The sequence below is a fragment of the Wolbachia endosymbiont of Anurida maritima genome (assembly GCF_042182995.1).
Classification (GTDB): domain Bacteria; phylum Pseudomonadota; class Alphaproteobacteria; order Rickettsiales; family Anaplasmataceae; genus Wolbachia.
Map to the genome: position 1 here is coordinate 114,219 of NZ_CP102058.1, position 26,299 is coordinate 140,517.

General features: G+C 34.5%; 31 protein-coding genes, 1 tRNA gene, 2 rRNA genes and 1 pseudogene. 20 read left to right on the forward strand and 15 right to left on the reverse strand.

Annotated features, from left to right (window positions below; translation table 11 throughout):
• The first annotated feature begins 90 nt into the window (after positions 1–90).
• The 3 genes from NOX90_RS00645 to NOX90_RS00655 all read left to right on the forward strand — a co-directional run bounded on the left by NOX90_RS00645 (position 91) and on the right by NOX90_RS00655 (position 2,330).
• Positions 91–1,437 (forward strand): phosphomannomutase/phosphoglucomutase, encoded by a 1,347-nt coding sequence (locus tag NOX90_RS00645; protein ID WP_375604169.1) that lies wholly within the window; start codon positions 91–93, stop codon positions 1,435–1,437.
• Positions 1,438–1,563: 126 nt separating this feature from the next.
• Complete coding sequence (locus NOX90_RS00650) at positions 1,564–1,929, forward strand: transposase (protein ID WP_375603639.1); 366 nt, start codon at positions 1,564–1,566, stop codon at positions 1,927–1,929.
• Between the two features lie 17 nt (positions 1,930–1,946).
• The gene (locus NOX90_RS00655; protein WP_375604573.1) at positions 1,947–2,330 is read left to right on the forward strand and encodes a transposase; all 384 of its coding nucleotides are present in this window, start codon (positions 1,947–1,949) and stop codon (positions 2,328–2,330) included.
• A gap of 108 nt (positions 2,331–2,438) precedes the next feature.
• Here the strand turns inward: NOX90_RS00655 and NOX90_RS00660 are convergent, their stop codons facing one another.
• Together NOX90_RS00660 and NOX90_RS00665 are read right to left on the reverse strand one after the other, a co-directional pair.
• Entirely contained in the window at positions 2,439–3,044 is a 606-nt protein-coding gene (locus tag NOX90_RS00660; protein ID WP_375604170.1) for a CvpA family protein, read from the reverse strand.
• Between the two features lie 57 nt (positions 3,045–3,101).
• Positions 3,102–3,698 carry a riboflavin synthase gene (locus NOX90_RS00665; protein WP_375604171.1) on the reverse strand — a complete coding sequence of 199 codons (597 nt, stop codon included), beginning with the start codon at positions 3,696–3,698 and terminating at the stop codon, positions 3,102–3,104.
• Positions 3,699–3,837: 139 nt separating this feature from the next.
• On the opposite strand from NOX90_RS00665, the gene NOX90_RS00670 reads away from it, so the two are divergent.
• From NOX90_RS00670 to NOX90_RS00680, 3 genes are all read left to right on the forward strand, one after another.
• Entirely contained in the window at positions 3,838–4,836 is a 999-nt protein-coding gene (locus NOX90_RS00670; RefSeq protein ID WP_375604172.1) for a hypothetical protein, read from the forward strand.
• Positions 4,837–4,864: 28 nt separating this feature from the next.
• A complete protein-coding gene (locus NOX90_RS00675) occupies positions 4,865–4,996 on the forward strand; it encodes a hypothetical protein (RefSeq protein WP_375604173.1) in 132 nt (43 codons plus the stop codon).
• A 97-nt stretch (positions 4,997–5,093) separates the two neighbouring features.
• A complete protein-coding gene (locus NOX90_RS00680) occupies positions 5,094–5,390 on the forward strand; it encodes a hypothetical protein (RefSeq protein WP_375604174.1) in 297 nt (98 codons plus the stop codon).
• Here NOX90_RS00680 and NOX90_RS00685 read toward each other — a convergent pair.
• The 3 genes from NOX90_RS00685 to NOX90_RS00695 are packed head-to-tail and all read right to left on the reverse strand — an operon-like array spanning position 5,376 to position 7,753.
• Positions 5,376–5,834, reverse strand: a complete 459-nt coding sequence (locus NOX90_RS00685) for a transposase (protein ID WP_375604575.1) — start codon at positions 5,832–5,834, stop codon at positions 5,376–5,378. The two genes, NOX90_RS00680 and NOX90_RS00685, sit on opposite strands and share 15 nt — an antisense overlap.
• Positions 5,777–6,142: a transposase gene (locus tag NOX90_RS00690; RefSeq protein ID WP_375603639.1), complete on the reverse strand. Its 366-nt coding sequence runs from the start codon at positions 6,140–6,142 to the stop codon at positions 5,777–5,779. The genes NOX90_RS00685 and NOX90_RS00690 overlap by 58 nt, the downstream gene beginning before the upstream one ends.
• A gap of 12 nt (positions 6,143–6,154) precedes the next feature.
• Positions 6,155–7,753 carry a hypothetical protein gene (locus NOX90_RS00695; RefSeq protein WP_375604175.1) on the reverse strand — a complete coding sequence of 533 codons (1,599 nt, stop codon included), beginning with the start codon at positions 7,751–7,753 and terminating at the stop codon, positions 6,155–6,157.
• 145 nt (positions 7,754–7,898) lie between these two features.
• Between NOX90_RS00695 and pheS the strand changes: the two genes are divergently transcribed.
• The 8 genes from pheS to NOX90_RS00735 all read left to right on the forward strand — a co-directional run bounded on the left by pheS (position 7,899) and on the right by NOX90_RS00735 (position 13,871).
• A complete protein-coding gene (pheS, locus tag NOX90_RS00700; RefSeq protein ID WP_375604176.1) occupies positions 7,899–8,942 on the forward strand; it encodes a phenylalanine--tRNA ligase subunit alpha in 1,044 nt (347 codons plus the stop codon).
• Positions 8,943–10,235 (forward strand): bifunctional UDP-N-acetylglucosamine diphosphorylase/glucosamine-1-phosphate N-acetyltransferase GlmU, encoded by a 1,293-nt coding sequence (gene glmU, locus NOX90_RS00705; RefSeq protein ID WP_375604177.1) that lies wholly within the window; start codon positions 8,943–8,945, stop codon positions 10,233–10,235.
• 218 nt (positions 10,236–10,453) lie between these two features.
• The gene (gene rplU / locus NOX90_RS00710; protein WP_375604178.1) at positions 10,454–10,756 is read left to right on the forward strand and encodes a 50S ribosomal protein L21; all 303 of its coding nucleotides are present in this window, start codon (positions 10,454–10,456) and stop codon (positions 10,754–10,756) included.
• A gap of 10 nt (positions 10,757–10,766) precedes the next feature.
• On the forward strand, positions 10,767–11,036 hold the full coding sequence (rpmA, locus tag NOX90_RS00715) for a 50S ribosomal protein L27 (RefSeq protein ID WP_264702714.1): 270 nt from the start codon (positions 10,767–10,769) through the stop codon (positions 11,034–11,036).
• A 9-nt stretch (positions 11,037–11,045) separates the two neighbouring features.
• Positions 11,046–11,122 (forward strand) — tRNA-Ile (locus NOX90_RS00720).
• 57 nt (positions 11,123–11,179) lie between these two features.
• Complete coding sequence (gene metK / locus NOX90_RS00725) at positions 11,180–12,352, forward strand: methionine adenosyltransferase (protein ID WP_375604179.1); 1,173 nt, start codon at positions 11,180–11,182, stop codon at positions 12,350–12,352.
• 115 nt (positions 12,353–12,467) lie between these two features.
• Positions 12,468–13,142 carry a TenA family protein gene (locus NOX90_RS00730; RefSeq protein WP_375604180.1) on the forward strand — a complete coding sequence of 225 codons (675 nt, stop codon included), beginning with the start codon at positions 12,468–12,470 and terminating at the stop codon, positions 13,140–13,142.
• A gap of 48 nt (positions 13,143–13,190) precedes the next feature.
• A complete protein-coding gene (locus tag NOX90_RS00735; RefSeq protein WP_375604181.1) occupies positions 13,191–13,871 on the forward strand; it encodes a TenA family protein in 681 nt (226 codons plus the stop codon).
• Here NOX90_RS00735 and NOX90_RS00740 read toward each other — a convergent pair.
• The 3 genes from NOX90_RS00740 to NOX90_RS00750 form a co-directional block, all read right to left on the reverse strand.
• On the reverse strand, positions 13,857–14,213 hold the full coding sequence (locus tag NOX90_RS00740) for a transposase (protein ID WP_375603641.1): 357 nt from the start codon (positions 14,211–14,213) through the stop codon (positions 13,857–13,859). The two genes, NOX90_RS00735 and NOX90_RS00740, sit on opposite strands and share 15 nt — an antisense overlap.
• Complete coding sequence (locus NOX90_RS00745) at positions 14,119–14,316, reverse strand: transposase (protein ID WP_375604568.1); 198 nt, start codon at positions 14,314–14,316, stop codon at positions 14,119–14,121. Before NOX90_RS00745 ends, NOX90_RS00740 begins: the two co-directional genes overlap by 95 nt.
• Positions 14,317–14,380: 64 nt before the next feature.
• Entirely contained in the window at positions 14,381–14,623 is a 243-nt protein-coding gene (locus NOX90_RS00750) for a transposase (protein WP_375603621.1), read from the reverse strand.
• 119 nt (positions 14,624–14,742) lie between these two features.
• Between NOX90_RS00750 and NOX90_RS00755 the strand changes: the two genes are divergently transcribed.
• Positions 14,743–15,570, forward strand: coding sequence for a cytochrome c oxidase subunit 3 (locus NOX90_RS00755; RefSeq protein WP_375604182.1), 828 nt, complete (start codon positions 14,743–14,745; stop codon positions 15,568–15,570).
• Entirely contained in the window at positions 15,571–16,059 is a 489-nt protein-coding gene (ruvC, locus tag NOX90_RS00760; RefSeq protein ID WP_375604183.1) for a crossover junction endodeoxyribonuclease RuvC, read from the forward strand.
• 44 nt (positions 16,060–16,103) lie between these two features.
• Here the strand turns inward: ruvC and ruvX are convergent, their stop codons facing one another.
• From ruvX to NOX90_RS00775, 3 genes are read right to left on the reverse strand one after another with little or no spacing between them, the layout of a single operon-like run.
• On the reverse strand, positions 16,104–16,571 hold the full coding sequence (gene ruvX, locus NOX90_RS00765; protein WP_375604184.1) for a Holliday junction resolvase RuvX: 468 nt from the start codon (positions 16,569–16,571) through the stop codon (positions 16,104–16,106).
• Positions 16,572–18,356 carry a ribonucleoside-diphosphate reductase subunit alpha gene (locus NOX90_RS00770; protein ID WP_375604185.1) on the reverse strand — a complete coding sequence of 595 codons (1,785 nt, stop codon included), beginning with the start codon at positions 18,354–18,356 and terminating at the stop codon, positions 16,572–16,574.
• Between the two features lie 58 nt (positions 18,357–18,414).
• Complete coding sequence (locus NOX90_RS00775; protein ID WP_375604186.1) at positions 18,415–19,491, reverse strand: methyltransferase domain-containing protein; 1,077 nt, start codon at positions 19,489–19,491, stop codon at positions 18,415–18,417.
• Positions 19,492–19,826: 335 nt separating this feature from the next.
• Between NOX90_RS00775 and NOX90_RS00780 the strand changes: the two genes are divergently transcribed.
• Together NOX90_RS00780 and rrf are read left to right on the forward strand one after the other, a co-directional pair.
• Positions 19,827–22,592, forward strand: a 23S ribosomal RNA gene (locus NOX90_RS00780).
• A 66-nt stretch (positions 22,593–22,658) separates the two neighbouring features.
• Positions 22,659–22,765 (forward strand): 5S ribosomal RNA (gene rrf / locus NOX90_RS00785).
• Between the two features lie 17 nt (positions 22,766–22,782).
• Here rrf and NOX90_RS00790 read toward each other — a convergent pair.
• From NOX90_RS00790 to NOX90_RS00805, 4 genes and pseudogenes are all read right to left on the reverse strand, one after another.
• A complete protein-coding gene (locus tag NOX90_RS00790; RefSeq protein WP_375604187.1) occupies positions 22,783–23,007 on the reverse strand; it encodes a hypothetical protein in 225 nt (74 codons plus the stop codon).
• Between the two features lie 89 nt (positions 23,008–23,096).
• Positions 23,097–23,420: pseudogene (gene rnpA, locus NOX90_RS00795) on the reverse strand (ribonuclease P protein component); the annotation flags it as partial.
• Between the two features lie 19 nt (positions 23,421–23,439).
• Complete coding sequence (gene rpmH, locus NOX90_RS00800) at positions 23,440–23,574, reverse strand: 50S ribosomal protein L34 (RefSeq protein ID WP_006279898.1); 135 nt, start codon at positions 23,572–23,574, stop codon at positions 23,440–23,442.
• Between the two features lie 238 nt (positions 23,575–23,812).
• Positions 23,813–23,947 (reverse strand): hypothetical protein, encoded by a 135-nt coding sequence (locus tag NOX90_RS00805; protein WP_375604640.1) that lies wholly within the window; start codon positions 23,945–23,947, stop codon positions 23,813–23,815.
• Here NOX90_RS00805 and pstC point away from each other — a divergent pair.
• Positions 23,919–24,770, forward strand: coding sequence for a phosphate ABC transporter permease subunit PstC (pstC, locus tag NOX90_RS00810; protein ID WP_375604565.1), 852 nt, complete (start codon positions 23,919–23,921; stop codon positions 24,768–24,770). The genes NOX90_RS00805 and pstC overlap by 29 nt on opposite strands.
• 101 nt (positions 24,771–24,871) lie before the next feature.
• Positions 24,872–26,299, forward strand: a complete 1,428-nt coding sequence (atpD, locus tag NOX90_RS00815) for a F0F1 ATP synthase subunit beta (RefSeq protein WP_375604566.1) — start codon at positions 24,872–24,874, stop codon at positions 26,297–26,299.

Here is a 26,299-nt window from a genome sequence, read left to right on the forward strand (position 1 = left end):
GATTTCTTTAAAAAATCAACTAATTATTGAATAAATAAACTTTAGCATTTGGCCAAAATGTTATATAGTAGTCACTTCAAGAAGTACAGTATGGACAATACCATTATAAGAAAATACGATATTAGAGGTATAGTAGGCAAAGATTTGCAGATTAATGATGGGTACGAGATAGGTAGAAAGTTTGGCCAAATCGTAGCTAGTGTTTGTGTCGGCTACGATAGTAGAATAGATTCACCAAGTATAGAAAGAGAATTAATTAGGGGCTTAACTTTATCTGGAGCAAATGTTATACGCGTTGGACTATGTTCTTCACCTATGCTCTACGCTGCAACGCAAATCACGCAGGCGGATCTTGGTATCATAATAACTGCCTCTCATAACCCCAGTGAATATAATGGCTTTAAATTTTTTAGTAATAAAAAAGTCTTTTCAGATCAAGAAATAAAGGAAGTTATAAGCAATTCAATTAAAAACAGTACAAGAATTGGAAGCTTAATTAACATAAATATGTATAGTGAGTACATTCGCATATTGAAAAGTGCGGTAAAGAACAATACTACACAGAAATTAAAAATAGCCTGGGATTGTGGAAATAGTCCAGCAAGTGGCATCATAAGGTATATTGAAAAGATCTTACCTGGTCATACGCACATCGTAACCAATAACTCTATAGATGGGGCATTTCCACTGCATAATCCAGATCCCATGGAGGAAAAAAATCTTGCCCAATTAATTGACATTGTGAATGAACATAAATGTGATCTTGGCATTGCGCTAGATGGCGATAGCGATAGGGTGCGCTTAATTGATAATAAAGGCAACGTTGTTTCCAATGACCATTTATTTATAATTTTTGCACGTGAAGTGCTGGAGGAATATCCAGAAAGCAAAGTGATTGCTAACGTAAAAATGAGTATGAAGGTGCATGATTTTGTTAGTAAGTTAGGAGGGCAAGTTATCACCTGCGCTACCGGACACTCATTAGTTAAGAAAAAGATGGTAGAGGAAGAGGCAAAATTTGCCGGTGAATTAAGCGGGCACTTTTTCTTTTCTGAGATAGGGTTTGATGATGGGCTATATTCTGCTGTGAAAGCCATTGACATTTTACTTAAGAAAAACCAAAGCCTATCTCAGGTAATTGAGGACTTACCAAAGTTATATATCACTCATGAAGTGAAGATTGTAGTTAAAGATGAGAAAAAATTTCAAATAATTGAATCAATAAAGAAAACACTAGAGCAGCAAAATATTGTATTTTCAGATCTTGACGGTGTTAAGGTAAACGATAATAAAGGTTGGTGGCTCCTTAGAGCATCAAATACACAAAACTGCATTACAGCAAGATGCGAAGGAGATACCTTAGAAGGTTTTGAACTCACGAAAAAGGTTTTGTTCCATTACATTGATGAAGCAAGGTCTCTAAATTGTAACCTTTGATGAAAGTAAAAGTAATTTATAAAGTTGGCATAAAAGTATTATCAGAAGTATACATACGCAGCTTAAGAGCATGTCTTCAAACTAAGTAGAAAGGAGTTAAGAAGTGTGTTATAAGATATATTTTAAATGTACCCAAGCGATATAAGTGACAAAGAATGGAAGATGATAGAGCAATATTTTGAACCTAAAAAGACCGGCAGACCAAGAAAACACAGTATCAGAACGATTATCGATGCAATAAGGTATGTGATGAGAACAGGCTGTCAATGGAGACAACTACCTAAGAATTTTCCACCATGGAAAACCGTGTATAGTTGTAATTCGCGTTTAAAAAAAAGTGGAATATGGCAAGAAATTCATGATTTTCTAGTTAAAAAACTAAGAAAGATAATTGGTAAGAATGAAACTCCATCAGTAGGAATAATTGACAGTCAATCAGTAAAAACCACTCAAAAAGGGGATCCAGAGGATATGATGCTGGCAAGAAAGTAAAGGGTAGAAAACGCCACATCGTTGTAGATACTCTAGGTCTTGTAATTGCTGCTGAAGTACACAGTGCAAGCATTCAAGATCGTGATGGTGCACTAAATCTTTTTGTTCAAGCCAAATGCAAAGCTCCAACATTACGTAAGTTTTTTGCTGATCAAGGATATACAGGTAAATTGCAAAACCGCTGTTTATTGGAAACTGGATGTTTGTTGACGATTACCAAGAAAGTAGTTGATACAGGATTTCAGGTTATTCCTAAACGTTGGATTGTTGAGAGAACCTTTGCTTGGCTCTCCAATTTTAGACGTATGAGTAAGGATTATGAGCATTCTCCTCTCACTTCAAAAAATAACATCTTTTTTAATATGATCACTATTATGCTTCACAAATTAGCTCATTCTTGAGTTTGAAGACATGCTCTAAGAGATGGTATGAAAAAGGAGTTTGGCTTGAGCTGATTGAGAAGTTGCCATAATTCTTGTACAGCAATGAACATGCTTATAAATGAATATTTACTCTTCTTTTTTATTATTTTTAGATTTTTCTTGATCAACCATTTCTCCACCGATCTCTTTTATTTTTAGTATCAACGACTCTGGTACATACATGTCAATTACTTCTTCTGCTGTCACAAATAAAGTCTGATAAGAGTGTGAATTTGTTATCCAATTAGGCAATATTTCTTCTGCTTTTATTTCAGAATACTTCTCTTTTTTGCCATATTCTTCTTTGTCATACACTGTGTAGCAATATAAGTACACAGCAAAAAATAGTACGTAAGAGAGCAATATTCCTTTAAGTACTCCGAGAGAGATTCCAGTAACTCTATCGATGAATCCCAACCTTATGGGTGATAATACGTACATTAACCAGTTATTTATTATCATTAATATAATATTAAGTATAATAAATACAGAGATTGTAGAAAGTATGTTTAGTGTAACTTGAGAATCAAAATATTTACTATAATTTGGAGTGAAAAAATCATAGTGATTAGCGGTCAGAAAAACTGATAAAAATAAAAACATCAACGCGCATAGCTCTTTTATAAAGCCTCTAGTTACCGAGATTATTACACATAGAACAACAATGAAGATAATTAGACTATCGAAAAGCATATTTTATATCTATATGGTTTTCAAGATATAATAGTTATAAATAACGAGGTTGTAAAATTAATTGTATTTATGCTGCATCAGTTGATCTAAATACCTAGCGATCATGTCAATTTCTAAATTCAGATAATCATTTACTTTGTTGTACTGAAAAGTTGTATTTTCCCATGTATAGGGAATGATATTCACAGTGAACTCTTGGTTAACAACTGAATTCACTGTGAGAGAAACCCCATCTAGTGTAACGGAGCCTTTTTTTGCAACAAATTTAATTAATTCTTGTGGGCACGATAGTTTGATTTCATGAGAATCTAAATTTCGCTCAATTGTTAAAATTTTTACTATCCCGTCAACATGACCCTGAACTAGGTGGCCATCGATTCTGTCGCTTAGCCTCATTGCTTGTTCTAGGTTGATTTTTTCCCCTATTTTCCACGTATTTAAGTTAGCAACCTTCATAGTTTCTTGAGACACTTGGACTGTAAATATATCGCTCATTATATCAACAACAGTTAAGCACACACCAGAGCAAGCTATTGAATCTCCTTGATTTATAGAGGATAAGTTTTGTGTCTTGATATAGAAAATTTGATCAGAGTTGTAGTGAGTGGTAGTATCAGTTATAGTTCCGATATCCGTGATAATTCCTTTGAACATATAGATACTTTAAAACATAAATCTGATATAAAGCATTTATGAAGTACTAAAAGACCTCGGATACCTATTATAACAGTTTTTATTGCTATTAGCTAGCCAATATGTTATTTTTATAGTGGTTAAGTGAGACAATAAATTTATGAATAAAAAAGAACTACAAGATAGGTTAATTGAAATAATGACTTTAATCTGTACTGATGATGAAAAAGAAGAAGAGCTGGGGATTATCAATCAATTAAAAGAGCATATTAATGATGATATAGAATATGGTGGCAGGATAGGTACAGCTTTAGATTTGATAATTTTCTGTGATACTAAGGGTTATGGCAGTGGCAACTCAATGCGACTCAATAATCGAGTATTATTAGAATTAGAACAAGCTATTAGAGGTGTTGGAGGGAAAACAGCATTAGAGAAAGAAATTTCAGACTTCTTCCTACAATCAGAAAGAAAAGCTGCAGGTTTGTATACACAATTAGAAGGAGAAATGACAGATTTTTTTGTCCAATTAAAAAGGGAAGCTGCAGATTTATTTATACGATTAGACAGAGAATTTTTGAATTTAGGTGTACAACTTAAAAGAAAAATTGCACAAAGAGAATTTTTAAACTTTCGGGATAGGTACAATATTTTTGTTGTGGATTATTTAGCAAGTATTATGCTAATCAGCTATAGATTTATTGAGTATAAGGGGTCAATCACTAGTAAACTTTGCAATGAGAGAGTGTCGTACTATGGAAGTTTTTTAGAGGATTATATTGTAATCTTTCGTAAAGTGCATAAAAATCGGTTCTTATCAGGCTCTAATGAATTAGAAGAACTTGAGAGAAGGTGTTTAAATTTCACAGAAGAGCTTAATAAAAAGCATTCAAGTGCAATAGAAAAATTAGATATGTGGTATTCAAGTTCAAAGGAAGAATTTGATAGAAAAATTTCAAGTTTAAAGGAAGAATTAAATGGAAAAAATAAGTTATATGCAATAACAACACAGTTTAGAACCATTTTTACATCATCTTACACTTTTTTATCAGCTTGTGTTAGTAGTGCAACTAGCAGTACTGTACCTACGAATCTCACAGGCACTGTTGTACAGTTTGGTATAGAAGAAATGCAACGTTTTATAAATTCTATAGATTAAATATATATAAATTAAAGTGAGGCAGAAAATGCATAATGTAAACGATACTACTGAGTTGGTTATCAGAAAATTGACAGAAGGTTATGTTACACTTACTCAAGAAGATAAGGAAAAAATACGGTCTTATATTTTCTCTAATCAGGAAAAATACCTGTTATAAGCAATCTGGGTAATTATTATATGGATTCGCATTTAGGTGCTATGTACTCATTTTTATATAAGAATTCAGGTGTAATTGGCATATTGGCATATTAGAAGTGATAAGTGATGAAGATAAATGTAAGAATATTAAAGAAAAAGCTGATAAGTATATATACACGTACAGAGAATGGTATAAAGAGTTCTTAATAGAAAATTTTCAAGAATTCCTTGCTTTTAATGCATTTATTTATGATGAATCAGAATGTCAATATGGTAAAGAGAATTGGACTAATTATAAAGAAAGGGCTAGGGACTGGGCAGTGCTTCATAACAATTGTCAATTTATAAAAGCCTTGGTTGTGAATGGTACGCTAAGTTTTAAGAGCATGTCTTCAAACTCAAGAATGAGCTAATTTGTGAAGCATAATAGTGATCATATTAAAAAAGATGTTATTTTTTGAAGTGAGAGGAGAATGCTCATAATCCTTACTCATACGTCTAAAATTGGAGAGCCAAGCAAAGGTTCTCTCAACAATCCAACGTTTAGGAATAACCTGAAATCCTGTATCAACTACTTTCTTGGTAATCGTCAACAAACATCCAGTTTCCAATAAACAGCGGTTTTGCAATTTACCTGTATATCCTTGATCAGCAAAAAACTTACGTAATGTTGGAGCTTTGCATTTGGCTTGAACAAAAAGATTTAGTGCACCATCACGATCTTGAATGCTTGCACTGTGTACTTCAGCAGCAATTACAAGACCTAGAGTATCTACAACGATGTGGCGTTTTCTACCCTTTACTTTCTTGCCAGCATCATATCCTCTGGATCCCCTTTTTGAGTGGTTTTTACTGATTGACTGTCAATTATTCCTACTGATGGAGTTTCATTCTTACCAATTATCTTTCTTAGTTTTTTAACTAGAAAATCATGAATTTCTTGCCATATTCCACTTTTTTTTAAACGCGAATTACAACTATACACGGTTTTCCATGGTGGAAAATTCTTAGGTAGTTGTCTCCATTGACAGCCTGTTCTCATCACATACCTTATTGCATCGATAATCGTTCTGATACTGTGTTTTCTTGGTCTGCCGGTCTTTTTAGGTTCAAAATATTGCTCTATCATCTTCCATTCTTTGTCACTTATATCGCTTGGGTACATTTAAAATATATCTTATAACACACTTCTTAACTCCTTTCTACTTAGTTTGAAGACATGCTCTAATCCTTTTAACATTGACACTTTTCCTAATGGAAAATGCCATAAGCAAAGTGTTGATGCAGATGCTACTATTATAAATAGACAAAAATAAGCCTTTTTTGAGGAAAATACAGTTTTTAATGATGATTTGAGTGTAATGTTAGTAGATGGTAGAGTTTTAGCTTCATTTGTTGCTGGTGCAGGATCTTTAATTGGTAAAGGGTTTGTAGATTTATGAGGAGTGTTCTCATGTTGCGTAGGAGGTTGTTGTATATAAACACCTGAAACTAATTGCTCTTTTTNTTTATATACTTGTTTTTGTAAATATTCTTTACCTAAAAGTGAGTGATTAAGAGGTTGTGGTTTTTCGAGTATCTGTAATATTTCTGATATCTCACCTGGTTCTAATATTTCATGTAATTGTTTATCTTGAAAATAAACAATATTGAATATTGAGTTAAAAATATTGCGAAATGTTTCTGAATCTTGATTTTTGTATCCATTCATCACTTCAATAAATATTTCATCGAGTTTTTTCCNCCTGCGCTCAATCTCGTTATCTACCATAGCTACTCTAGCATCATTTTGTGCTTGTTTTATGGCTAATTGTTTTTCTTTTTCTGATAGTTCTTTGGTCTGCTTTTTTGACTTCTTTTTTCTGTTAGCCTTAAAATACTCTGTGTGCGAAGTAGTTTGACCTACATTCTGTTCTGCTTCTTGAGGTATTGGATTTCCTATATTACCCCCTGTCACCCGAGTAGCTTGACTACTTGGATTCATGTTTCTTTTTTCCTGGTCAAGCGCTGGAATGGCACCAAATAGTATATTGTTGCTCTGTATAGAAGGTTTTGGTGTTCTTAAAAGGGATAACCTTATTACATCATCAAAAAAATTAGATAAGGGAAGGAAAATTCTATATTTTGGTATATTAACTTTTATTGCAGCAGTAACCACTGAAGCTTTACAATTTGCTTTGCTTGCTACGTTAAAGCCAAATGAGCCTGTAACTGGTACGATTTGTCTATTTTGTGCATTTTTTTGGTTAGTTTCACTCTGTTCTTTTTTGTCTTCATTTTTAGTTTTTTCTGCATGTTGTAGCTTTTCATTTAGAAATAACTCGATTTGGTGCAAGTTGTCCAGGTTAATGTTTTCAACGTCTGTTTGTAGCGTTATCGTTGTGCCCTGCAGAAGGATTTGAGACGGAGCATTACTTATGAATTCTTCTACAGTTTTATAACTGTTAGTTTTACAGTAGTTATTATATAATTCACTGCTTTCTTTGGACACTTTTATGTTGGCTGTAAAATTTTTTTCCCGGGAAAGGCAGATTTTGAAAAAATCAATTAAAGAGTTTATTCGAAATAATCTTATATTAAAGGTGTCTTTATCTGTTGCTGTTAGCTCAAATGAAAATTCTTGTATATTACTTTCAATACTTCTCGAGCGAATAGTACTGATCTTAATTATTTTGCTAGAAAATGCTTTACTTATGTTTTTGGATTTTTCCTTAAAGAACTTAGGTAAATCCTCTATTTTGTACTTATTTTTAGTTTCAGTGTCACTGTTGTGCATGGTTGATACAGCAAATTCATCAACGTAAAAGTAAATAAAAAAGATTAATTAGTCAATAAATTAATAATCAGAATAGGACAGTTTTTAGATTGTTGATGCTATTCAAGATTTTACTATAATTAAAGTTTAAATCAGCATTTTTGAGATGAATAAAGAGCTACTGAATGAAATACCTTCACTTGAGGATAAAGCAGTTTCCGAAATTGAAAGTGCTTCTTCTTTGCAAGATTTAGAAAAAGTCAGGCTATCATATTTGGGAAAGAAAGGTGTAGTTAGAGCTTATTTTGATAACTTAAAAAAGGTAGAAAGCGCAGAAGAAAAACGCGATTTAGGTGCAGTTATCAACATCTTACGCAACAAGATAGATCAGCTTATAATGAACAAGGAAAATGCACTAAAAGCCGAAGAAGTTAACTTTAAATTGCAGAACGAGGCAGTTGATATTACGTTGCCTGTTAGACCAGAAAAAATCGGCAAGATCCATCCACTCAGTAAGGTTCTAAATGAAGTAAAGCTTATTTTTGCACATATGGGTTTTAAAGCAGTTGATGGCCCTGATATTGAAGATGAATTTCATGTATTTGATGCACTGAATACTCCAAGTCATCATCCTGCGCGAGAGGAGCAAGATACCTTCTACTTAAAGAATAAAATAAACGATAAAAGAATGGTACTGCGCACTCACACCTCATCTGTACAGATTAGAACCATGGAAAAAACAAAAAATTTCCCAATTAAAATAGTAGCTCCTGGTAGGGTATACAGAAATGACTTTGATGCAACTCACACTCCTATGTTTCACCAGATAGAAGGGTTATATGTCGATGAAAGCGTCAATATGGGCCAGTTAAAATTTACTATTCATCACTTCCTTAATAAGTTTTTTGGAGATAAAGGGCTGAAGATACGTTTTCGTAATAGTTTTTTTCCTTTTACTGAACCCTCTGCGGAAGTGGACATAAGTTATAAAGGTAGTAAATGGATAGAAGTGCTTGGATGTGGTATGGTGCATCCAAATGTCTTTCAAAATGTTGGAATAGACCATACTAAATACAACGGTTTTGCGTTTGGCATTGGTATAGAAAGGCTTGCGATGCTAAAATATCAAATCAGCGACCTAAGGAGCTTTTACGACAATAAAATCAGTTGGCTTGATCATTATGGTTTTCATTTTTCATCTTTAAGATAAGTGATAAATAAAGCTCATACTTTCATCACACTTGCTGCAGGGCATGGCAGGCGGATGAATTCAGGCTTACCTAAAGTCCTGCACGAAATAGGCAATTTTTCCATGCTCCAGCATGTCATTTACAATGCAAAACAGTTAAATCCTGAAAATATTGCTGTTGTAGTTGATCTGCCTTTAATTGAAAGACTAAAGTGCTTTGAGGATATACAGTTAATTACACAAGAATTAACACTTGGCACGGGAGATGCAGTCAAAACTGCGATGAGAAATATGAAAAAATTGCCAGATTCAAGCATAGTTGTTGTGCAGTATGGAGATACTCCGCTCATAAAAAGCAGCACAATAACTAAAATGGTTAGCTCTTTAGAAGGCAAGGCTCTAGTTTGCCTAGGTTTTAGGGCAAGCAATAAAGAATATGGTAGGTTAATCATTGAGAATGGTTCCTTAAGAGAAATCATAGAAGCAAAGAGTGATAAAAATAATCATGAAGAGTTTCTTGCCAATGCTGGAATAATGGTTGCATATGCAAAAAATTTACGTGAATTGGTGGAGAAAATAGAGTGCAATAGCTCAACTCAGGAGTATTACTTAACTGATATAGTCTCCATTGCGGTGGAACATGGTTTGAACGTCGGTTACGTTATTACCGGTGGAGAAGAAGCAATTGGAATAAATAACAGAAATGACCTTGCAAAAGCTGAGTTTTTTTTTCAAGAAAATCAAAGAAAAGTTTTTACCGACTTCGGGGTAACGCTTGTTGCACCAGAGACTGTTTTCTTTTCTCTTGATACGCAAATTGCCAGAGATTCAGTGATTTACCCATATGTGTTTTTCGGTCCTGGAGTGAAAATAGAGTCTGGTGCAAAAATACTGCCATTTTCGCATTTAGAAAACTGCTTAATTAGAAGTAATGCTGAGATCGGTCCATTTACCAGAATACGTGGAAATACAACAATTGATAATAAGGCAAAAATAGGAAATTTTGTGGAAGTGAAAACAAGTGAAGTTGGTCAAAACACTAGAATAAAACACTTAAGTTATATAGGAAATACTAAGTTAGGGCAGGGGAGTAATATAGGAGCAGGCACTATTGTTTGTAATTATGATGGGAAAAATAAGTATGAAACGAATATAGGGAGCAATTGCTTTGTTGGCGCCAATAGCTCACTAATTGCACCGCTTAATGTTTGTGATGGCTCTGTAATTGCAGCAGGTAGTGTTATAGTTGAGGATGTACCAGAGAAAAGTCTTGCAATAGCGAGGGAAAAACAAGTGATTAAGAAGATAAAATAATTCTATTTTATTCTGTAATTATAGCAAATTTCCCTAATAACAGAACTGTTGCAAGAGCTCGTAGGATTACTTTAGATCATTAATGCAAGCCCTGTTTCAAATCTACTTAAGAGTATTAAATAGCTCAAAAGGAACGTTAAGTCATGTTTGTTATTTATATTGACAGTATAAGCAACATCATTTACGATTAGTGTTAATAACAATAATTGATATTTGTCATGTTTGCAGTAATCGAAACTGGTGGAAAGCAGTATTTAGTAAAAGAAGGCAGTATAATAAAAGTAGAGAAGTTAGAAGCTGAGGANAAAAAAGAGGTGGAAATCAATAAGGTGATTTGTGTTTCAAATAATGGCTTATCTTATTCATCTAATGCTACTGTTAAAGCTGAAGTATTGGAGCAGTGCAGGGGGAAAAAAATTATAATCTTTAAGAAGAAAAGAAGAAAAAATCACCGTAGGAAAACTGGTCATAGGCAGTATATAACTGTTCTTCGTATAAATGAAATTAGTCTTCAAAAGTAAGAGGTAAGATATGGCAACTAAAAAATCAGGTGGTAGTTCCTGTAATGGTAGAGATTCGGCAGGTCGTAGGTTAGGGATAAAGAGGAATGGAAAAGTTATTCCTGGTAACATAATTGTACGCCAAAGAGGCACAAAATTCCATCCTGGAAAGAATGTTGGTATAGGTAAAGATCATACGATTTTTGCTAAAATAGAAGGCTGGGTCAGCTTTAGAAGATCAGCAAATAAAAAGACTTTTATTGATATCTTGCCTACAGATAATATGAAAGCTTCAGCTTGAATAAATCAGGGGTCTGTAGCTCAGGTGGTTAGAGCGCACGCCTGATAAGCGTGAGGTCGGAGGTTCAACTCTTCCCAGACCCACCATTTAGTAGGTACTAACTGTGTTTTCTATAGCGGTTTTGATGTTGTATAAGCAAAAACATGAGTTTATATAAAAATTTAATAACCAGTGAATCAGTGGCTGCTGGTCATCCAGATAAAGTAGCAGATCAAATTTCAGATGCAATACTTGATGAATACCTTTTTACTGATCCTTTTGCGCGAGCTGCAATAGAGACTTTAGTCACCAAAGATAACGTTATTATAGCTGGGGAAGTATTCGGACCTAACATTGAGAATAGCAGGATTGAAAGTATTGTACGGAATACAATAAAAGATATAGGTTATGAGCATGATGGGTTCCACTGGAGAAAAGTGAAGGTAAATATATTGCTGCATGAGCAATCAAATGACATTGCAATAGGGTTGGATCAAGGTGCTGGAGATCAGGGCATAATGTATGGCTATGCAACAACAGAGACAGAAAACCTCATGCCAGCACCCATTTTTTATGCACACTCGATTCTGAAAAATATCATGAGCGCAGTTAAAGAAGCAAAGCTTGGTCCGGATGCAAAATCACAAATCACTTTGGCATATGAGAATAACCTCCCGGTACGTGCTGAAAGTATTATTGTCTCAATACAGCACCCTGAAGATTTGGATCAATCAAAAGTAAAAGAAATAATTTACCCTTACATAGTTTCATCTTTACCTGAAGGATGGATGTGTCCTGAGGAAAATCTCTTGGTCAATCCAACTGGTAGATTTGTTATTGGTGGGCCAGTTGGTGATTGTGGATTAACCGGACGAAAAATTATGGTTGATACTTATGGAGGTTATATTCCACACGGTGGAGGAGCATTTTCCGGAAAAGATGCAACCAAAGTTGATAGATCTGCAGCTTATATGGCAAGATACCTTGCTAAAAATATTGTCTTTGCAGGGTTGGCTGAACGTTGTCTGGTGCAGCTTTCTTATGCAATTGGTATATCAAAACCTACTTCATTCTATATTGATACATTTGGTACGAATACGATAAAGGAAAGAGTAATTAAAAAGTTTATCGAGAATAATATAGATTTATCAACAAAAGGCATAATCAAGCATTTATCGCTTAATCATCCTATATATAAACGTACAGCCTGTTATGGACATTTTGGTAAACAGTCAGAAAATGACGGTGGATTTTCTTGGGAAAGCCTGGACTTATCTACTGATCTTTGTAGAGAATTTAATATAGAAGGTAATAGTAAAATTTCTTTAGATTGCTAAAATTTTTGATTTACAGCCCTATATTTATATACTAGCTTATTGTTAAAGTGTAATTAGATTTTTATAATAATTATATCATATTTATGGTAATTTTAGTATTTATGAGGCTTACAAAATGCGTAATGATCCAAAAGAAGAGTTCTACGATATTGCTATAAGAGAATCATCTGATCTCATTAAAGAAATTNNAAAAAAACATCCTTTCAATGTTGAATTGATGAACAATACGCTAGATTATGATNNAAAGTTCAAATTTTATCTTCAGCAGGATTTTTTGTATGTAGTGGACTGCACTCGTGCTTTATTGATTATTGCAGCTAAGTTTAATGATGTTAAAATAATGAATAAATTGATTTGTGTAGCTGTGGGCACTTTTGCCACACGAGATTACTATAGTAAACATTTTGCAGATTGTGGTTTATCTGATAGCCACAAAAAATCGAGATCTTGCTCGGCTTTTACTAACTTCTTCGTACGTATTGCATATCATAATTCTGTTGCTGAAGGTTTAGCAGCGTCTTATCCGTGTTTCTGTTTATATCAAATAGTTGTTTGTCATATTGTGAAAAGTAAGACTACTGCTGATAACAAATATCAAAAATGGATAGATTTTTTTAGCTCTGATGAGGCAAACACCATGATTGATGATGTAACTAGCATTATGAATAATCTATATGAAAAATCCAATAATGATGAACGAAAAAACATGCTAGGATTCTTTCGTGATGGGCTGCAGCTTGAGATGGAATTTTGGAATGAAGTGTATTATAAAGCAGGTAGCAACTTATAATCTAACATAGGATAACTCGTGTCAGAACTGTAGTTTTTAGCATTTTATATGTTTAGTAATATAATTAAGAGTTGTTATGGATCAAATCTTTTAAGGGATATAGTTAATCACCCTTTTAATGTTGAGTTGATGAACGGTACTTTAAATATAGAGAGTTTTAAGTTCTATATTCAGCAGGATGTGCTGTTTTTAGATGGTTATATTCGTACCATATTGATTATTGCCTCCAGAATAGAAGATCATAATGATGTAATCCCTCTTGCTAAAATGGCACAAGGTTCAATAGCTGTTACTAAGTTCTTGCGTGATCACTACTTTACTATATATGATGTAAGGCGTGGAAAAAAATCTCCTGCATGTTTCAATTTTACCAATTTTCTTTTATCCATCTCATATAGCAATACCTATGAAGCTATAACGGTTTTATATTCTTGCATGTTTATATACAAAACTGTTACTGAGAATATGAAAAGTGGGCTCAAGGAAAATAACAGATATAAGGATTGGTTTGATTTTTATAGCGGTAGTTTAATGGAATATGGGTGCGCTACTTTAGAGAATATTGTTGATGAATATTGCAAAAAGGTAGGAGTAAATGAAAGGAGTAGAATGCTTGAGTTATTTAGGATAAGCGCACAATTTGAGTTAGACTTTTGGGACAATGCATATAATTTTTCAAGATTCAATCAATTTCCTAAGAGCATGTCTTCAAACTCAAGAATGAGCTAATTTGTGAAGCATAATAGTGATCATATTAAAAAAGATGTTATTTTTTGAAGTGAGAGGAGAATGCTCATAATCCTTACTCATACGTCTAAAATTGGAGAGCCAAGCAAAGGTTCTCTCAACAATCCAACGTTTAGGAATAACCTGAAATCCTGTATCAACTACTTTCTTGGTAATCGTCAACAAACATCCAGTTTCCAATAAACAGCGGTTTTGCAATTTACCTGTATATCCTTGATCAGCAAAAAACTTACGTAATGTTGGAGCTTTGCATTTGGCTTGAACAAAAAGATTTAGTTGCACCATCACGATCTTGAATGCTTGCACTGTGTACTTCAGCAGCAATTACAAGACCTAGAGTATCTACAACGATGTGGCGTTTTCTACCCTTTACTTTCTTGCCAGCATCATATCCTCTGGATCCCCTTTTTGAGTGGTTTTTACTGATTGACTGTCAATTATTCCTACTGATGGAGTTTCATTCTTACCAATTATCTTTCTTAGTTTTTTAACTAGAAAATCATGAATTTCTTGCCATATTCCACTTTTTTTAAACGCGAATTACAACTATACACGGTTTTCCATGGTGGAAAATTCTTAGGTAGTTGTCTCCATTGACAGCCTGTTCTCATCACATACCTTATTGCATCGATAATCGTTCTGATACTGTGTTTTCTTGGTCTGCCGGTCTTTTTAGGTTCAAAATATTGCTCTATCATCTTCCATTCTTTGTCACTTATATCGCTTGGGTACATTTAAAATATATCTTATAACACACTTCTTAACTCCTTTCTACTTAGTTTGAAGCATGCTCTAAGGAACATTGACAATTTTAAGCTAATTTGTATCCTTAGTAAGTATTTTTTAAAATGCTATGAAAAGTAAAGAACATGATTTTCATTTAGTGGATCCAAGCCCTTGGCCAATTGCTATATCAGCAGCAATTCTTATTCTTGCACTTGGATTAGTTGGCGCGCTTCATAAACAAATTTTCGGAATGTTTTGTTTAGTTCTGGGAATCTCCGCAGTATCAGGGGTGCTGTTCTATTGGTGGAGAGATGTAATAAGGGAGGCCATTTATGATAAATGTCATACTACCATTGTAAAACATGGACTCAAATTTGCAATGTACTTATTTATTCTCTCGGAGGTCGTATTTTTTATAGTGTTCTTTTGTTCATTCTTTAAAGCCTGGCTTGATCCAGTTTTTTTATTTGAGGCGTTTTCTCCCGCAAAAAAAGTTGAATGGCCCCCTGAGGGAGTTTTGCCACCTGATCCGTGGTCACTACCATTCATGAATACATTAATATTATTGCTTTCTGGTACAACAGTTACCTCGGCACATCACTCTTTACTCGAAAACGATAAAAAGAGCATGATTAAAATGCTGTCCATAACTATATTGCTTGGAGTTTTTTTTATAATAGTGCAAGCAATAGAGTATCATGAAGCGAGTTTTTCTCTACAAGAAACAGGAGAAAAGCTTATTTATACATCCAATTTTTACATGATTACCGGTTTTCACTGTGCACACGTTATAATAGGAATAATATTTTTATCAGTGTGTTTATTTAGAGCGCGGAAAGACCAATTTACACCTCAGGATCATTTGTGCTTTGAGTTTGCCTCCTGGTATTGGCACTTTGTAGATATAGTCTGGATATTTTTATTTTTATTTGTCTATTGGTTAAGCGTTTATTAAGTGGTTAAAATAATAGGTCTAGATCCAGGAATAAGCAAGACTGGATGGGCCATTATCGACCTAAACGAAAATAATAATATTGAATTTTTGGGCGGTAGTACCATATCAACTGGTGGTAAATTGGATACAGGTGAACGCTTACATATAATTTTTGAACAATTAAAGAAAGTAATTTCCCTATACTCTCCGAATGAAGCTGCGGTAGAAAAAATTTTTGTTAATAAAAATCCTAAATCTTCACTAACTTTAGGATATGCAAGAGGGGTTGTAATTTTAGCGTTGAAAATAACAGATCTAACTATAAATGAATATGACGCAAATTATGTAAAAAAAAGCATTACCGGAAATGGCCATGCTGATAAGGATCAGATTATATTTATGGTGAAGCAGATAGTTAAAAATTTGAATATAAAATGTCACCATGCTGCTGATGCTCTTGCTGTAGCAATTTGTCATGCTTATACGAAAGGTTCTTGTTTTGTTGAGTAACTTTTATATGAGATTCAGTTTGAAGATTTCCAGATCTGGAGAAATTATTTAATTGCATTTATCTTGTCTAACGTTCGTTGCAAAATAATACATGCGGAGATTTTATCATCTATTTTTTTCGATTTTGTGATTGATATTCCAGTGATTTTTAGTGTATGAGTTGCAATAGATGTTGATAAGCTTTCGTCTTGTAAGTATATATTTACTTTATATTTTTTTATTATTTTATTTGCGAATTGGATTATGGTTTTACACCATTTAGTTTCTTGTTCGTCTATTTTTAATGGTAGTCCTATTACCATTGATCCAGCTTCATTTTCTTTAAATATTCTATGCAGATAACCTAAATCTTTGCTCATATTTTTCCTATAATATACACTATGAGCTGTGGCTATAAGCTGTGTTTTATCGCTAAATGCTATGCCTATTTGCTTTTCTCCCATGTCAAGGCACATTATGCGCTTATCTTTTGGAATAGACTTTAGAAACTCATCTGGACTTTTATGTAGCATCTATTGACACGACAAGCATTCATCGTAGTCAATATCTGTTTTTTGTTGTAATATTTCACTTTTTTTGAATATGTCATGCGAGACCTTATCGGATCTCTGCATTGATTGTGATCTGCAGTAATATAAGCTCTTCAATCCTTTTTTCCAAGCAAGCATGTGTATTTTGTGCAAGTAACGTTTATGTACGTTGGCAGGTAAGAACAGATTTACTGATTGAGATTGACAAATATACGAAGTTCTATCACTTGCATGTTCTATAATCCATCTTTGGTCAAGCTCGTACGCTGTTTTAAATGTCAATTTTTCATGCTCACTAAGAAAATCTAAATGCTGAACGGAACCCTCGTTTGTTGAAATTGAAGACCATATTTTATCATTGTCTTGATTTTTTTCTGCTAATAGTTTTTGCAAGAATTTATTTCGCACTACAAATGAGCCTGTAAGTGTCTTTTGTATGAATACGTTTGCTGCGTATGGTTCTATTCCAGGGGAGGTATTACCTGCAATAATGGAGATCGAGGCAGTAGGAGCAATAGCGAGTTTGTGTGTAAACCTTTCCATTAGATCAACTTCTTTGGCATCAGGACATGCTTCCTTTTCTTCTGCTAATTTTTTAGAAACTATATCTGCTTGCTCGCGTAAATACTTAAATATTTTTTTATTCCATTGTTGTGCTGTTACTGATTCAAAAGGAACCATTTTGCTTTGTAAAAATGAATGAAAGCCCATCACACCAAGACCAATACTGCGTTCTCTGGCTGCAGAATATTTTGCTCGCTGCATTTCATTCGGTGCTTTATTTATGAAATCTTCCAATACATTATCAAGAAAGCGCATTATATCTTCTATGAAGAGTTTATTGTCTTTCCATTCTTCGTAGTACTCAAGGTTTACGGATGATAGACAACACACAGCAGTGCGTGACTTATTCAGGTGATCATAACCTGTGGTTAAAGTTATTTCACTGCATAGATTTGACATCTTGATGTCTAAGGTGAGCTTTTTGTAAGATTCTGGCTTATTGTTATTTGTTGCATCAAGGAAAATAATGTAAGGTTCTCCAGTTTCAACTCTTGCTGTTAATATTTTGATCCACATATCCCGCGCTTTTACAGTTGAAATAACCTTATTGTTGTGAGGGCTTATTAAATTCCATTCTTGATCATTCTCAACAGCCTGCATAAATTTATCTGTTACTATTACAGCATGATGTATATTTAACGCTTTGCGATTTGGGTCACCGCCTGTTGGCTTGCGTAAATCCAAAAACTCTTCTATCTCCGGATGAGATACAGGAAGGTAGACTGCTGAACTTCCTCGCCTTAGGGATCCCTGACTAATTGCAAGCGTTAGAGCATTTTGCACTACAATAAATGGAACAATTCCTGATGTTTTACCACTGCCTTTTACACTCTCACCAATTGAACGTAAATTTCCCCAATAACTACCTATGCCTCCACCACGTGCAGCAAGCCAAACATTTTCATTCCATAAGTCAACTATTCCCTGCAAGCTGTCTTCGGTTTCATTAAGAAAGCAAGAGATAGGCAACCCTCTCTTGGTGCCACCATTGCTGAGTATTGGTGTTGAAGGCATGAACCACAAATTGCTCATGTAGTCATAAAGACGCTGCGCATGTTCTTTATTATCAGAATAGTAATTAGCAATACGTGCAAAGAGGTCTTGATAACTTTCATTTTCTATTAAATACCTGTCTGATAGAACTGCTTTTCCAAAATCGGTTAATTTGCTATCCTTTGCGTAATTAATAGTAATGTTATTCATAAAATTCCTTTTATTCTTTTATTATATATAGATACTTAAAAGTCATTTTGAGCGATTTTTAAGTTGGATTTTTCGGACTTTTTTGTTGATGCTGTAATGCAAACAAGATACCGTCAACCTGACTGCCATATATTTTACAGTAACTCATATAATTTATTTGCATATTTATTTCTTTTGCAACATGTTGAACATAACTTTCTGAGTGACAAAAATAGTCTCCTTTGTTTACAAAGTCAATACCTTCACCTTCTTTTCTTCTTATTAAACATACAATAACCCCTTTTTTGCTCGTAGATCTTTTTGCTAATTCCAATTCTTCTTGAAAGTCATGTAGATAATGTAGCACTTCAGCAAAGATAATTACATCATACTGCTGGTTTTTCTCTTGTTTAAGAAACTCTTTCATTTCCATATGTATTAATTCATTGTAAACAGGCTTACCTTTTATAAAGCATCCTCTTGCGATATTTAGCATTCTACTTGAAATGTCAATTCCTGTTATGTGGCTTCCAGTACTATTTATTTTCAAGAAATGACCACATATTCCAGTCCCACAACCAAGGTCAAGTATATTGAGCTCAGAAGTGGAGTTGTTAAAGATTTTTGTAATTATCATGTGTATAAGTTCATGCCCTCTATATTGTTTGGCAATCAACCAATGCTCAACAAAATATTCGCCTGTGTAATCAAAATATTGTCTTATAAGATTTTTGGGCAATTCTGTAATAGGCGCTGAGTTTGTCATTTTTTTTATATAGTAAGACGCCTCCTCGTGGTCACTATCTAATTTTAGTGTCTTTGTTAAATAATTATAAGCTTTGTTAGTATTCCCTACCGCAAAATGACACCTTCCGATGTTATACCAGACTATAGGTAAATGGGGGTAAAATATGCTAATTAACCAAAATCGTAACTTTGCATCTGATATGCTACCTTTATAAAAGTGATATAAACCGATTTCAATGTTGGTATTTAACAGGTTCTTAGATTTTTTAAGAAGCACTGTCATTTCTTTATGAAGAGTATTATATTTATTCACAATGGAGTGTTTTACTTTCTTAATATTTAATACGCTAATGAGCTTAGACATACAATTTAAAGCAACGTTTTTTATAAAAGAGAGATTACTTTTCATACATTAGAAATACTCCGAATGTTCATTATCATTTTTAGGCAATTGATTTTAACACATTTTATCTTACAAAGTATCTTTTTCATTAATTTTTACTGTATATATAAGCTTACCGCATATTTCTCAGATTATACTGTTTAGGATTGCTAGTATATTGTTGTTGATAATATAAGTAAATGTTTTGTGCAAAAAGGCGTTGACATATTATTTATTAGGTTATAATATATAAAAGATTAATTTAGTTTTTAGATGTTTGACAAGTTTTATGGTAGAGATTAATTTAATCTCAATTCAATTTTAATAATATTTAACTCTGCATATTCTGCATATAGTCGGATAAATAAATTATTAAGAGCACTTGATGGATGCCTTGGCGTTAAGAGGCGATGAAGGACGTGGTAGGCTGCGATAAGCTGTGGGGAATTGTCAACAAATTTTGATCCGCAGATTTCCGAATGGGGAAACCCAACTAGCTTAGCTAGTTATTACATACTAAGTATGTAAAGCAAACTTGGTGAACTGAAATATCTAAGTAGCCAAAGGAAAAGAAATCAACCGAGATTCTGTTAGTAGTGACGAGCGAAAGCGGAAAAGGCTAGTGATTTAAGAATAAGAATTAGAATACTCTGGAAATAGTAACCATAGAAGGTGATAGTCCTGTATAAGTAGAAAGTTCTTAAATCCTTGAGTAGAGCGGGGCACGTGAAATCCTGTTTGAATATGGGGGGACCATCCTCCAAGCCTAAATACTCCTTAACGACCGATAGTGAACAAGTACCGTGAGGGAAAGGTGAAAAGAACCCCGGGAGGGGAGTGAAATAGAATCTGAAATCAAGTGCTTACAAACAGTTGGAGCTCTATATCAATTTATTGATATTTAGAGTGACAGCGTACCTTTTGCATAATGGGTCAGCGAGTTAATCTATAAAGCAAGCTTAAGCCGTTAGGTGTAGGCGTAGCGAAAGCAAGTCTGAATAGGGCGTTTTAGTTTTATGGATTAGACCCGAAACCAAGTGATCTAGTCATGACCAGATTGAAGGTGTGGTAAAACACACTGGAGGATCGAACCAGTTAATGTTGCAACATTATTGGATGAGTTGTGATTAGGGGTGAAAGGCCAATCAAACTTGGAAATAGCTGGTTCTCCGCGAAATCTATTTAGGTAGAGCGTTGTATGTATGTTGTTGGGGGTAGAGCACTGGATAGACTAGGGGGATTCATCATCTTACCAAATCTAACCAAACTCCGAATACCAACAATTAATTATACAGCAGACACACTACGGGTGCTAAGTCCGTGGTGAAAAGGGAAACAACCCAGATCACTATCTAAGGTCCCAAAATTACAGCTAAGTGGGGAAGGAAGTAGAAAAACCATTACAGCTAGGAGGTTGGCTTGGAAGCAGCCATCCTTTAAAGAAAGCGTAACAGCTCACTTGTCTAAATAAGTTTTTCTGCGCCGAAAATGTACCGGGGCTAAAGCTGTATACCGAAGATGTGAGTACTTGTTGATTTCGATCAATGGGTGCGGTAGCGGAGCGTTCCGTAAGTCTGTGAAGGTGNTTTNTGAAAACTGCTGGAGATATCGGAAGTGAGAATGCTGACATAAGTAGCGTAAAAGAGTGTGAAAAACACTCTCACCAAAAATCTAAGGGTTCCTACGTTAAGTTAATCTGCGTAGGGTTAGTCGGTTCCTAAGGCGAGTCCGTAAAGGAGTAGTCGATGGCAATTAGGTTAATATTCCTAAACCTCTTAAGTGTGACGGGTTTCGTATTTGTATAGATCTTATTGGATTGATCTATGCTTAAAAGAAGCTCCAGGAAATAGCACTTATATTTATGAGGCCGTACCGCAAACCGACACTGGTGGATGAGTAGAGTATACTAAGGTGTTGAAAGAATGATGTTGAAGGAACTCGGCAAATTATACCTGTAACTTCGGAAGAAGGGTAACCTGCTTTTAGGCAACTATGAGTAGGTGGCACAAAATAGGGAGTAGCGACTGTTTACTAAAAACACAGGACTCTGCAAACACGTAAGTGGAAGTATAGGGTCTGACGCCTGCCCGGTGCTGGAAGGTTAATAGGAGGGGTGCAAGCTCTAAATTGAAGCCCCAGTAAACGGCGGCCGTAACACTGACGGTCCTAAGGTAGCGAAATTCCTTGTCGGGTAAGTTCCGACCCGCACGAATGGCGTAACGATTTCTCCACTGTCTCCAACATCACTTCAGCGAAATTGAATTCCCCGTGCAGATGCGGGGTACCCGCGGTTAGACGAAGAGACCCCGTGCACCTTTACTATAGCTTTACATTGCTATTAAAAGTGTGATGTGCAGGATAGGTGGGAGACTTTGAAGTTATGGCGCTAGCTATAATGGAGTCAACCTTGAGATACCACCCTTTACACTTTTGATATCTAACTATGTTTCATTATCTGGAACTAGGACATTGTATGGTGGGTAGTTTGACTGGGGCGGTCGCCTCCTAAAAAGTAACGGAGGCGTGCGAAGGTAAGCTAGAGCTGGTCGGAAATCAGCTTGATAGTATAATGGCATAAGCTTGCCTGACTGCGAGGCTGACAAGCCAAGCAGAGACGAAAGTCGGTCATAGTGATCCGGTGATTCTGTATGGAAGGGTCATCGCTCAACGGATAAAAGGTACGCCGGGGATAACAGGCTGATGGTGTTCGAGCGTTCATAGCGACGACACCGTTTGGCACCTCGATGTCGACTCATCACATCCTGGGGCTGAAGAAGGTCCCAAGGGTTCGGCTGTTCGCCGATTAAAGTGATACGTGAGTTGGGTTTAGAACGTCGTGAGACAGTTCGGTATCTATCTGCCGTGGGTGAAGGAAATTTGAGAAGGTCTGACTCTAGTACGAGAGGACCGAGATGGATATACCTCTGGTGTACCAGCTGTTATGCCAATAGCATCGCTGGGTAGCTATGTATAGATGGGATAATTGCTGAAAGCATATAAGCAAGAAACCCTCTTCAAAAAGATTTCCCAATTAAGGCCGTGGAAGACTACCACGTTGATAGGCTAGGTGTGGAAGCATGGTAACATGTGAAGCTAACTAGTACTAATAGCCTGATTGATTTATTTGCTTTCTATATGTGTGTATGCAGTGTTAAATATTAAGTTAAAATTGTTAAGTTAGAAATTTTTGTTGACTTGGTGGCTATAGCAAAAATGAACCACCCGATCTCATTTCGAACTCGGAAGTGAAACTTTTTAGCGCTGATGGTACTTGAAAAGGGAGAGTAGGTCGCCGCCAAGTTTATAAAAATTTCTTTTTTATCGCCTTTTAATAATTTTTTTATTATGAGAAGTTGCTTCTATGCTCAAATCTAATAATTGCGGTCTAGGCTTATTCTTATTCTGCTCTAAGTATTGACTTTGCTCAAATGCTAATTCCCATTGTATACGATAACTAGATTCTTTATATTCATAAAAATCTTCTTTAACATTATTTGTATTTATATTGAGATTTTTATCTTGTTCTTTTTTACTCTCTACCATTAAACATCCACAGCTATTAACTTATTTTAAAAATTTTACCTATATTATCATAAAAAATATAATTGTAAATACCTTAATTGAGATTTTTTTTATTTTATCTTTTTTAAGCAAATAGTTAGATCTTTTTGTAAGTTTTTATAACTTGCTTGCATAATGTTTCTATGAGTTAGTATTATGTAGTAGTGCCCTATATTACTTATATTTAAAATGCTAATTTTAGCAAGCATTCGTAGTTGCCTTTTTATTTTATTTCTTTTTGCTGCTTTTCCGGTTTTTTTACTGATAGCCAGACCTACTCTAATAGTATGAATGTACTTTTCAGGTTCTCTTTCTTTTATAGCGTACAGTGATATATAAAGCCCACGATAAAAAAGACTGCTGAGTGCTAACTTATTTTTGAAAGCAAAGGAAAAATCTTTTTTTTTATACTTACTATGCGCATAATTTGTTACACCCTAATGAACGGCGCCTATTAAGGATTTTTCTTCCAGCTCTTGTTGCCATACGTGAACGAAATCCGTGTCTACGCTTTCTTATCAAATTTTTTGGTTGAAATGTTCTCTTCATTGTTTTTATATTAATATAATTATTTATTTTAAATTGTTTTACTTTATTGTCAAATAATGGTGAACTTGTATGACATTTTCGTAGAATAAAATTTGATGCATGGGAAAATGAATTCGGTGATAATCATACCTGTCTTACTAATCCTTTTATTTTGTTTTAGTAGGTTTCAAAAGGTAAATAAGGTTAAATCTTATCTATATCTTAGTTGTGTATGGATGCTAACTTGGTTGTTAATACTCTATAACAATTGTTTTGTAACTTCTATTTTTATAGCGTTACTTTTTTTCATGCTTGCTTTTATCTTTAAAAATAAAAGAAATAAGATAATAAAACTTTCGTTATTTGTGGCTTTGGCCATATCGTTTTTTATCACTTTATTTATAATGCTATCTATTTTTATTCAATCCATTAATTTTTTTAATAAAGTAGCTATTTCAGAATTCTTGTTTTGCTTAAAATGGAGCCACAATATAGTCACTATCAGTGAAGAAAAGGTAGGATGTTTTGGTATAGCCCCGCTTTTAGTTGGCACATTACTTATAACTGTTATGGCAATGTTAGTTGTCGTTCCGTTTGGTTTATTTTCTGCAATATATATTAGTGAATATGCGAGTGAGAAAGTGCGTTATATTGTTAATACAACTTTGCAAGTTTTGTCTGCTATTCCTACGGTTGTGTATGGATATTTCGCAGTTGTGTTTTTGTCTTTCTTTATAAAGCAGGTAGCAAATTTTTTTGGTTTAAGTATACACTCAGAAAGTGCCTTAGTTGCTGGTTTATCGATTGGGATAATGATTCTTCCTTTTATTATTTCTTTACTCGAAGATGCCATAAGATCTGTTCCAAAAAGCTTGCGTTATGGCTTCATGGCACTTGGCGCAACTCCAGCGGAAACTATATGGCATATAACAATACCTTATGCAATGCCTACAATTTTAAGTGCAATTTTATTGTCAATTTCAAGAGTGATAGGTGAAACAATGATTGTGCTAATGGCTGTGGGAATCAACGCAAATTTGACTTTTAACCCTCTTAATTCAGTTACTACCATTACCGTGCAGATTGCTACATTACTTACCGGAGATCAGGATTTCAATAGTGTACAAACTCTTGCTGCTTATGCGCTTAGTTTAGTATTGTTTATTATTACTTGGCTATTAAATGCATTTGCATTGTTTATAATGAAGCGTAACTAGTAAGCGTTTTAATGTTGCAAAATTTCTATTAATAATATAAGATTTATTTTTTTNNGAAGTTCTTTTATGGAATTATAGTGTTAGGTGATAAAAATAAAGAGATGAATATAGGTAGAGCGATTAAGGTAACTCAAGCAGTTGTTGATATAAAATTTGAAGGTGAATTGCCTAAAATACTTAATGCTTTAAAAAGCAAACTAAAATATAAGAATAAGGAGCTGGTTTTAGAAGTTTCGCAGCATATAGGTGACAATATAGTTCGTTGTATTGCTATGGATAGCACAGATGGCATTTCAAGGGGGGATGAATTTGTTGATACAGGTGCACCAATATCGGTGCCAATTGGGCGTTCAACTTTAGGAAGGATTTTTAATGTTGTTGGAGAGCTTATAGATGAGTGTGGTCCACTGAAGAGAAAATATAACTTAGAGCCTATACACAGAGCACCTCCAAGTTTTACTGAACAGAGAATACAGGAAGAAGTTTTAGTTACGGGAATAAAAGTTATAGATCTTCTTGCACCTTATCTGAAAGGTGGCAAAATCGGCTTATTTGGTGGAGCTGGTGTTGGTAAAACAGTCCTGATAATGGAATTAATTAATAATATAGCAAAAGCTCATAAAGGATTTTCTGTGTTTGCTGGGGTAGGGGAGAGAACGCGTGAAGGTAACGATCTTTATCACGAGATGATCACTTCAAATGTAATAAATATAAATGAGCATGAAAAATCTCAAGCTGTTTTGGTTTATGGTCAGATGAATGAGCCTCCTGGAGCAAGGGCTAGAGTTGCTTTAACGGCGCTTACTATGGCGGAGTATTTTCGTGACCGTGAAAACCAAGATGTTCTATTTTTTGTGGATAATATCTTCCGTTTTACACAAGCTGGTTCTGAAATTTCTGCTTTACTTGGAAGAATACCGTCAGCTGTTGGTTATCAGCCAACCCTTGCAACTGATATGGGTGCAATGCAAGAAAGAATAGCTTCAACAATTTCTGGCTCTATTACTTCTGTGCAAGCTATATATGTTCCTGCGGACGATTTAACTGATCCAGCTCCAGCAACTACATTCTCTCATCTTGATGCCACCACAGTGTTGTCAAGGCAAATAGCTGAAATGGGAATATACCCTGCTGTTGATCCACTTGATTCAACTTCTCAGTCTTTATCTGCTGAAATCATTGGTGAAGAACATTATAAGGTAGCTTCTGAGGTGAAACGTATATTGCAAACTTATAAATCACTGCAAGATATTATCGCAATACTTGGTATGGATGAGCTATCTGATGAAGATAAAATTATTGTTGATAGGGCTCGTAAGATTCAAAAATTTCTTTCTCAACCTTTTCACGTTGCAGAAATATTTACTGGCATGCCTGGTAAATTTGTTTCACTTTCTGATACTGTTTCCAGTTTTAAAGAGATTATTGAAGGCAAATATGATCACTTGCCAGAAGCTGCTTTTTATATGGTGGGAAGTATAGATGAAGCAATAAAAAAGGCTGAATTAATACAAGCTGAAGCTAAATAA

Bases quoted from the DNA above. Each gene is read 5' to 3' on its own strand.
- atpD (WP_375604566.1), top strand. From the start codon at position 24,872: ATGAATATAGGTAGAGCGATTAAGGTAACTCAAGCAGTTGTTGATATA.
- NOX90_RS00770 (WP_375604185.1), bottom strand. From the start codon at position 18,356: ATGAATAACATTACTATTAATTACGCAAAGGATAGCAAATTAACCGAT.
- rpmA (WP_264702714.1), top strand. From the start codon at position 10,767: ATGGCAACTAAAAAATCAGGTGGTAGTTCCTGTAATGGTAGAGATTCG.
- NOX90_RS00660 (WP_375604170.1), bottom strand. From the start codon at position 3,044: ATGCTTTTCGATAGTCTAATTATCTTCATTGTTGTTCTATGTGTAATA.
- NOX90_RS00645 (WP_375604169.1), top strand. From the start codon at position 91: ATGGACAATACCATTATAAGAAAATACGATATTAGAGGTATAGTAGGC.
- NOX90_RS00665 (WP_375604171.1), bottom strand. From the start codon at position 3,698: ATGTTCAAAGGAATTATCACGGATATCGGAACTATAACTGATACTACC.
- ruvX (WP_375604184.1), bottom strand. From the start codon at position 16,571: ATGCTACATAAAAGTCCAGATGAGTTTCTAAAGTCTATTCCAAAAGAT.
- pheS (WP_375604176.1), top strand. From the start codon at position 7,899: ATGAATAAAGAGCTACTGAATGAAATACCTTCACTTGAGGATAAAGCA.
- NOX90_RS00675 (WP_375604173.1), top strand. From the start codon at position 4,865: ATGCATAATGTAAACGATACTACTGAGTTGGTTATCAGAAAATTGACA.
- rpmH (WP_006279898.1), bottom strand. From the start codon at position 23,574: ATGAAGAGAACATTTCAACCAAAAAATTTGATAAGAAAGCGTAGACAC.
- NOX90_RS00775 (WP_375604186.1), bottom strand. From the start codon at position 19,491: ATGAAAAGTAATCTCTCTTTTATAAAAAACGTTGCTTTAAATTGTATG.
- NOX90_RS00735 (WP_375604181.1), top strand. From the start codon at position 13,191: ATGTTTAGTAATATAATTAAGAGTTGTTATGGATCAAATCTTTTAAGG.
- metK (WP_375604179.1), top strand. From the start codon at position 11,180: ATGAGTTTATATAAAAATTTAATAACCAGTGAATCAGTGGCTGCTGGT.
- NOX90_RS00670 (WP_375604172.1), top strand. From the start codon at position 3,838: ATGAATAAAAAAGAACTACAAGATAGGTTAATTGAAATAATGACTTTA.
- NOX90_RS00650 (WP_375603639.1), top strand. From the start codon at position 1,564: ATGTACCCAAGCGATATAAGTGACAAAGAATGGAAGATGATAGAGCAA.
- NOX90_RS00690 (WP_375603639.1), bottom strand. From the start codon at position 6,142: ATGTACCCAAGCGATATAAGTGACAAAGAATGGAAGATGATAGAGCAA.
- NOX90_RS00790 (WP_375604187.1), bottom strand. From the start codon at position 23,007: ATGGTAGAGAGTAAAAAAGAACAAGATAAAAATCTCAATATAAATACA.
- NOX90_RS00750 (WP_375603621.1), bottom strand. From the start codon at position 14,623: ATGTACCCAAGCGATATAAGTGACAAAGAATGGAAGATGATAGAGCAA.
- NOX90_RS00755 (WP_375604182.1), top strand. From the start codon at position 14,743: ATGAAAAGTAAAGAACATGATTTTCATTTAGTGGATCCAAGCCCTTGG.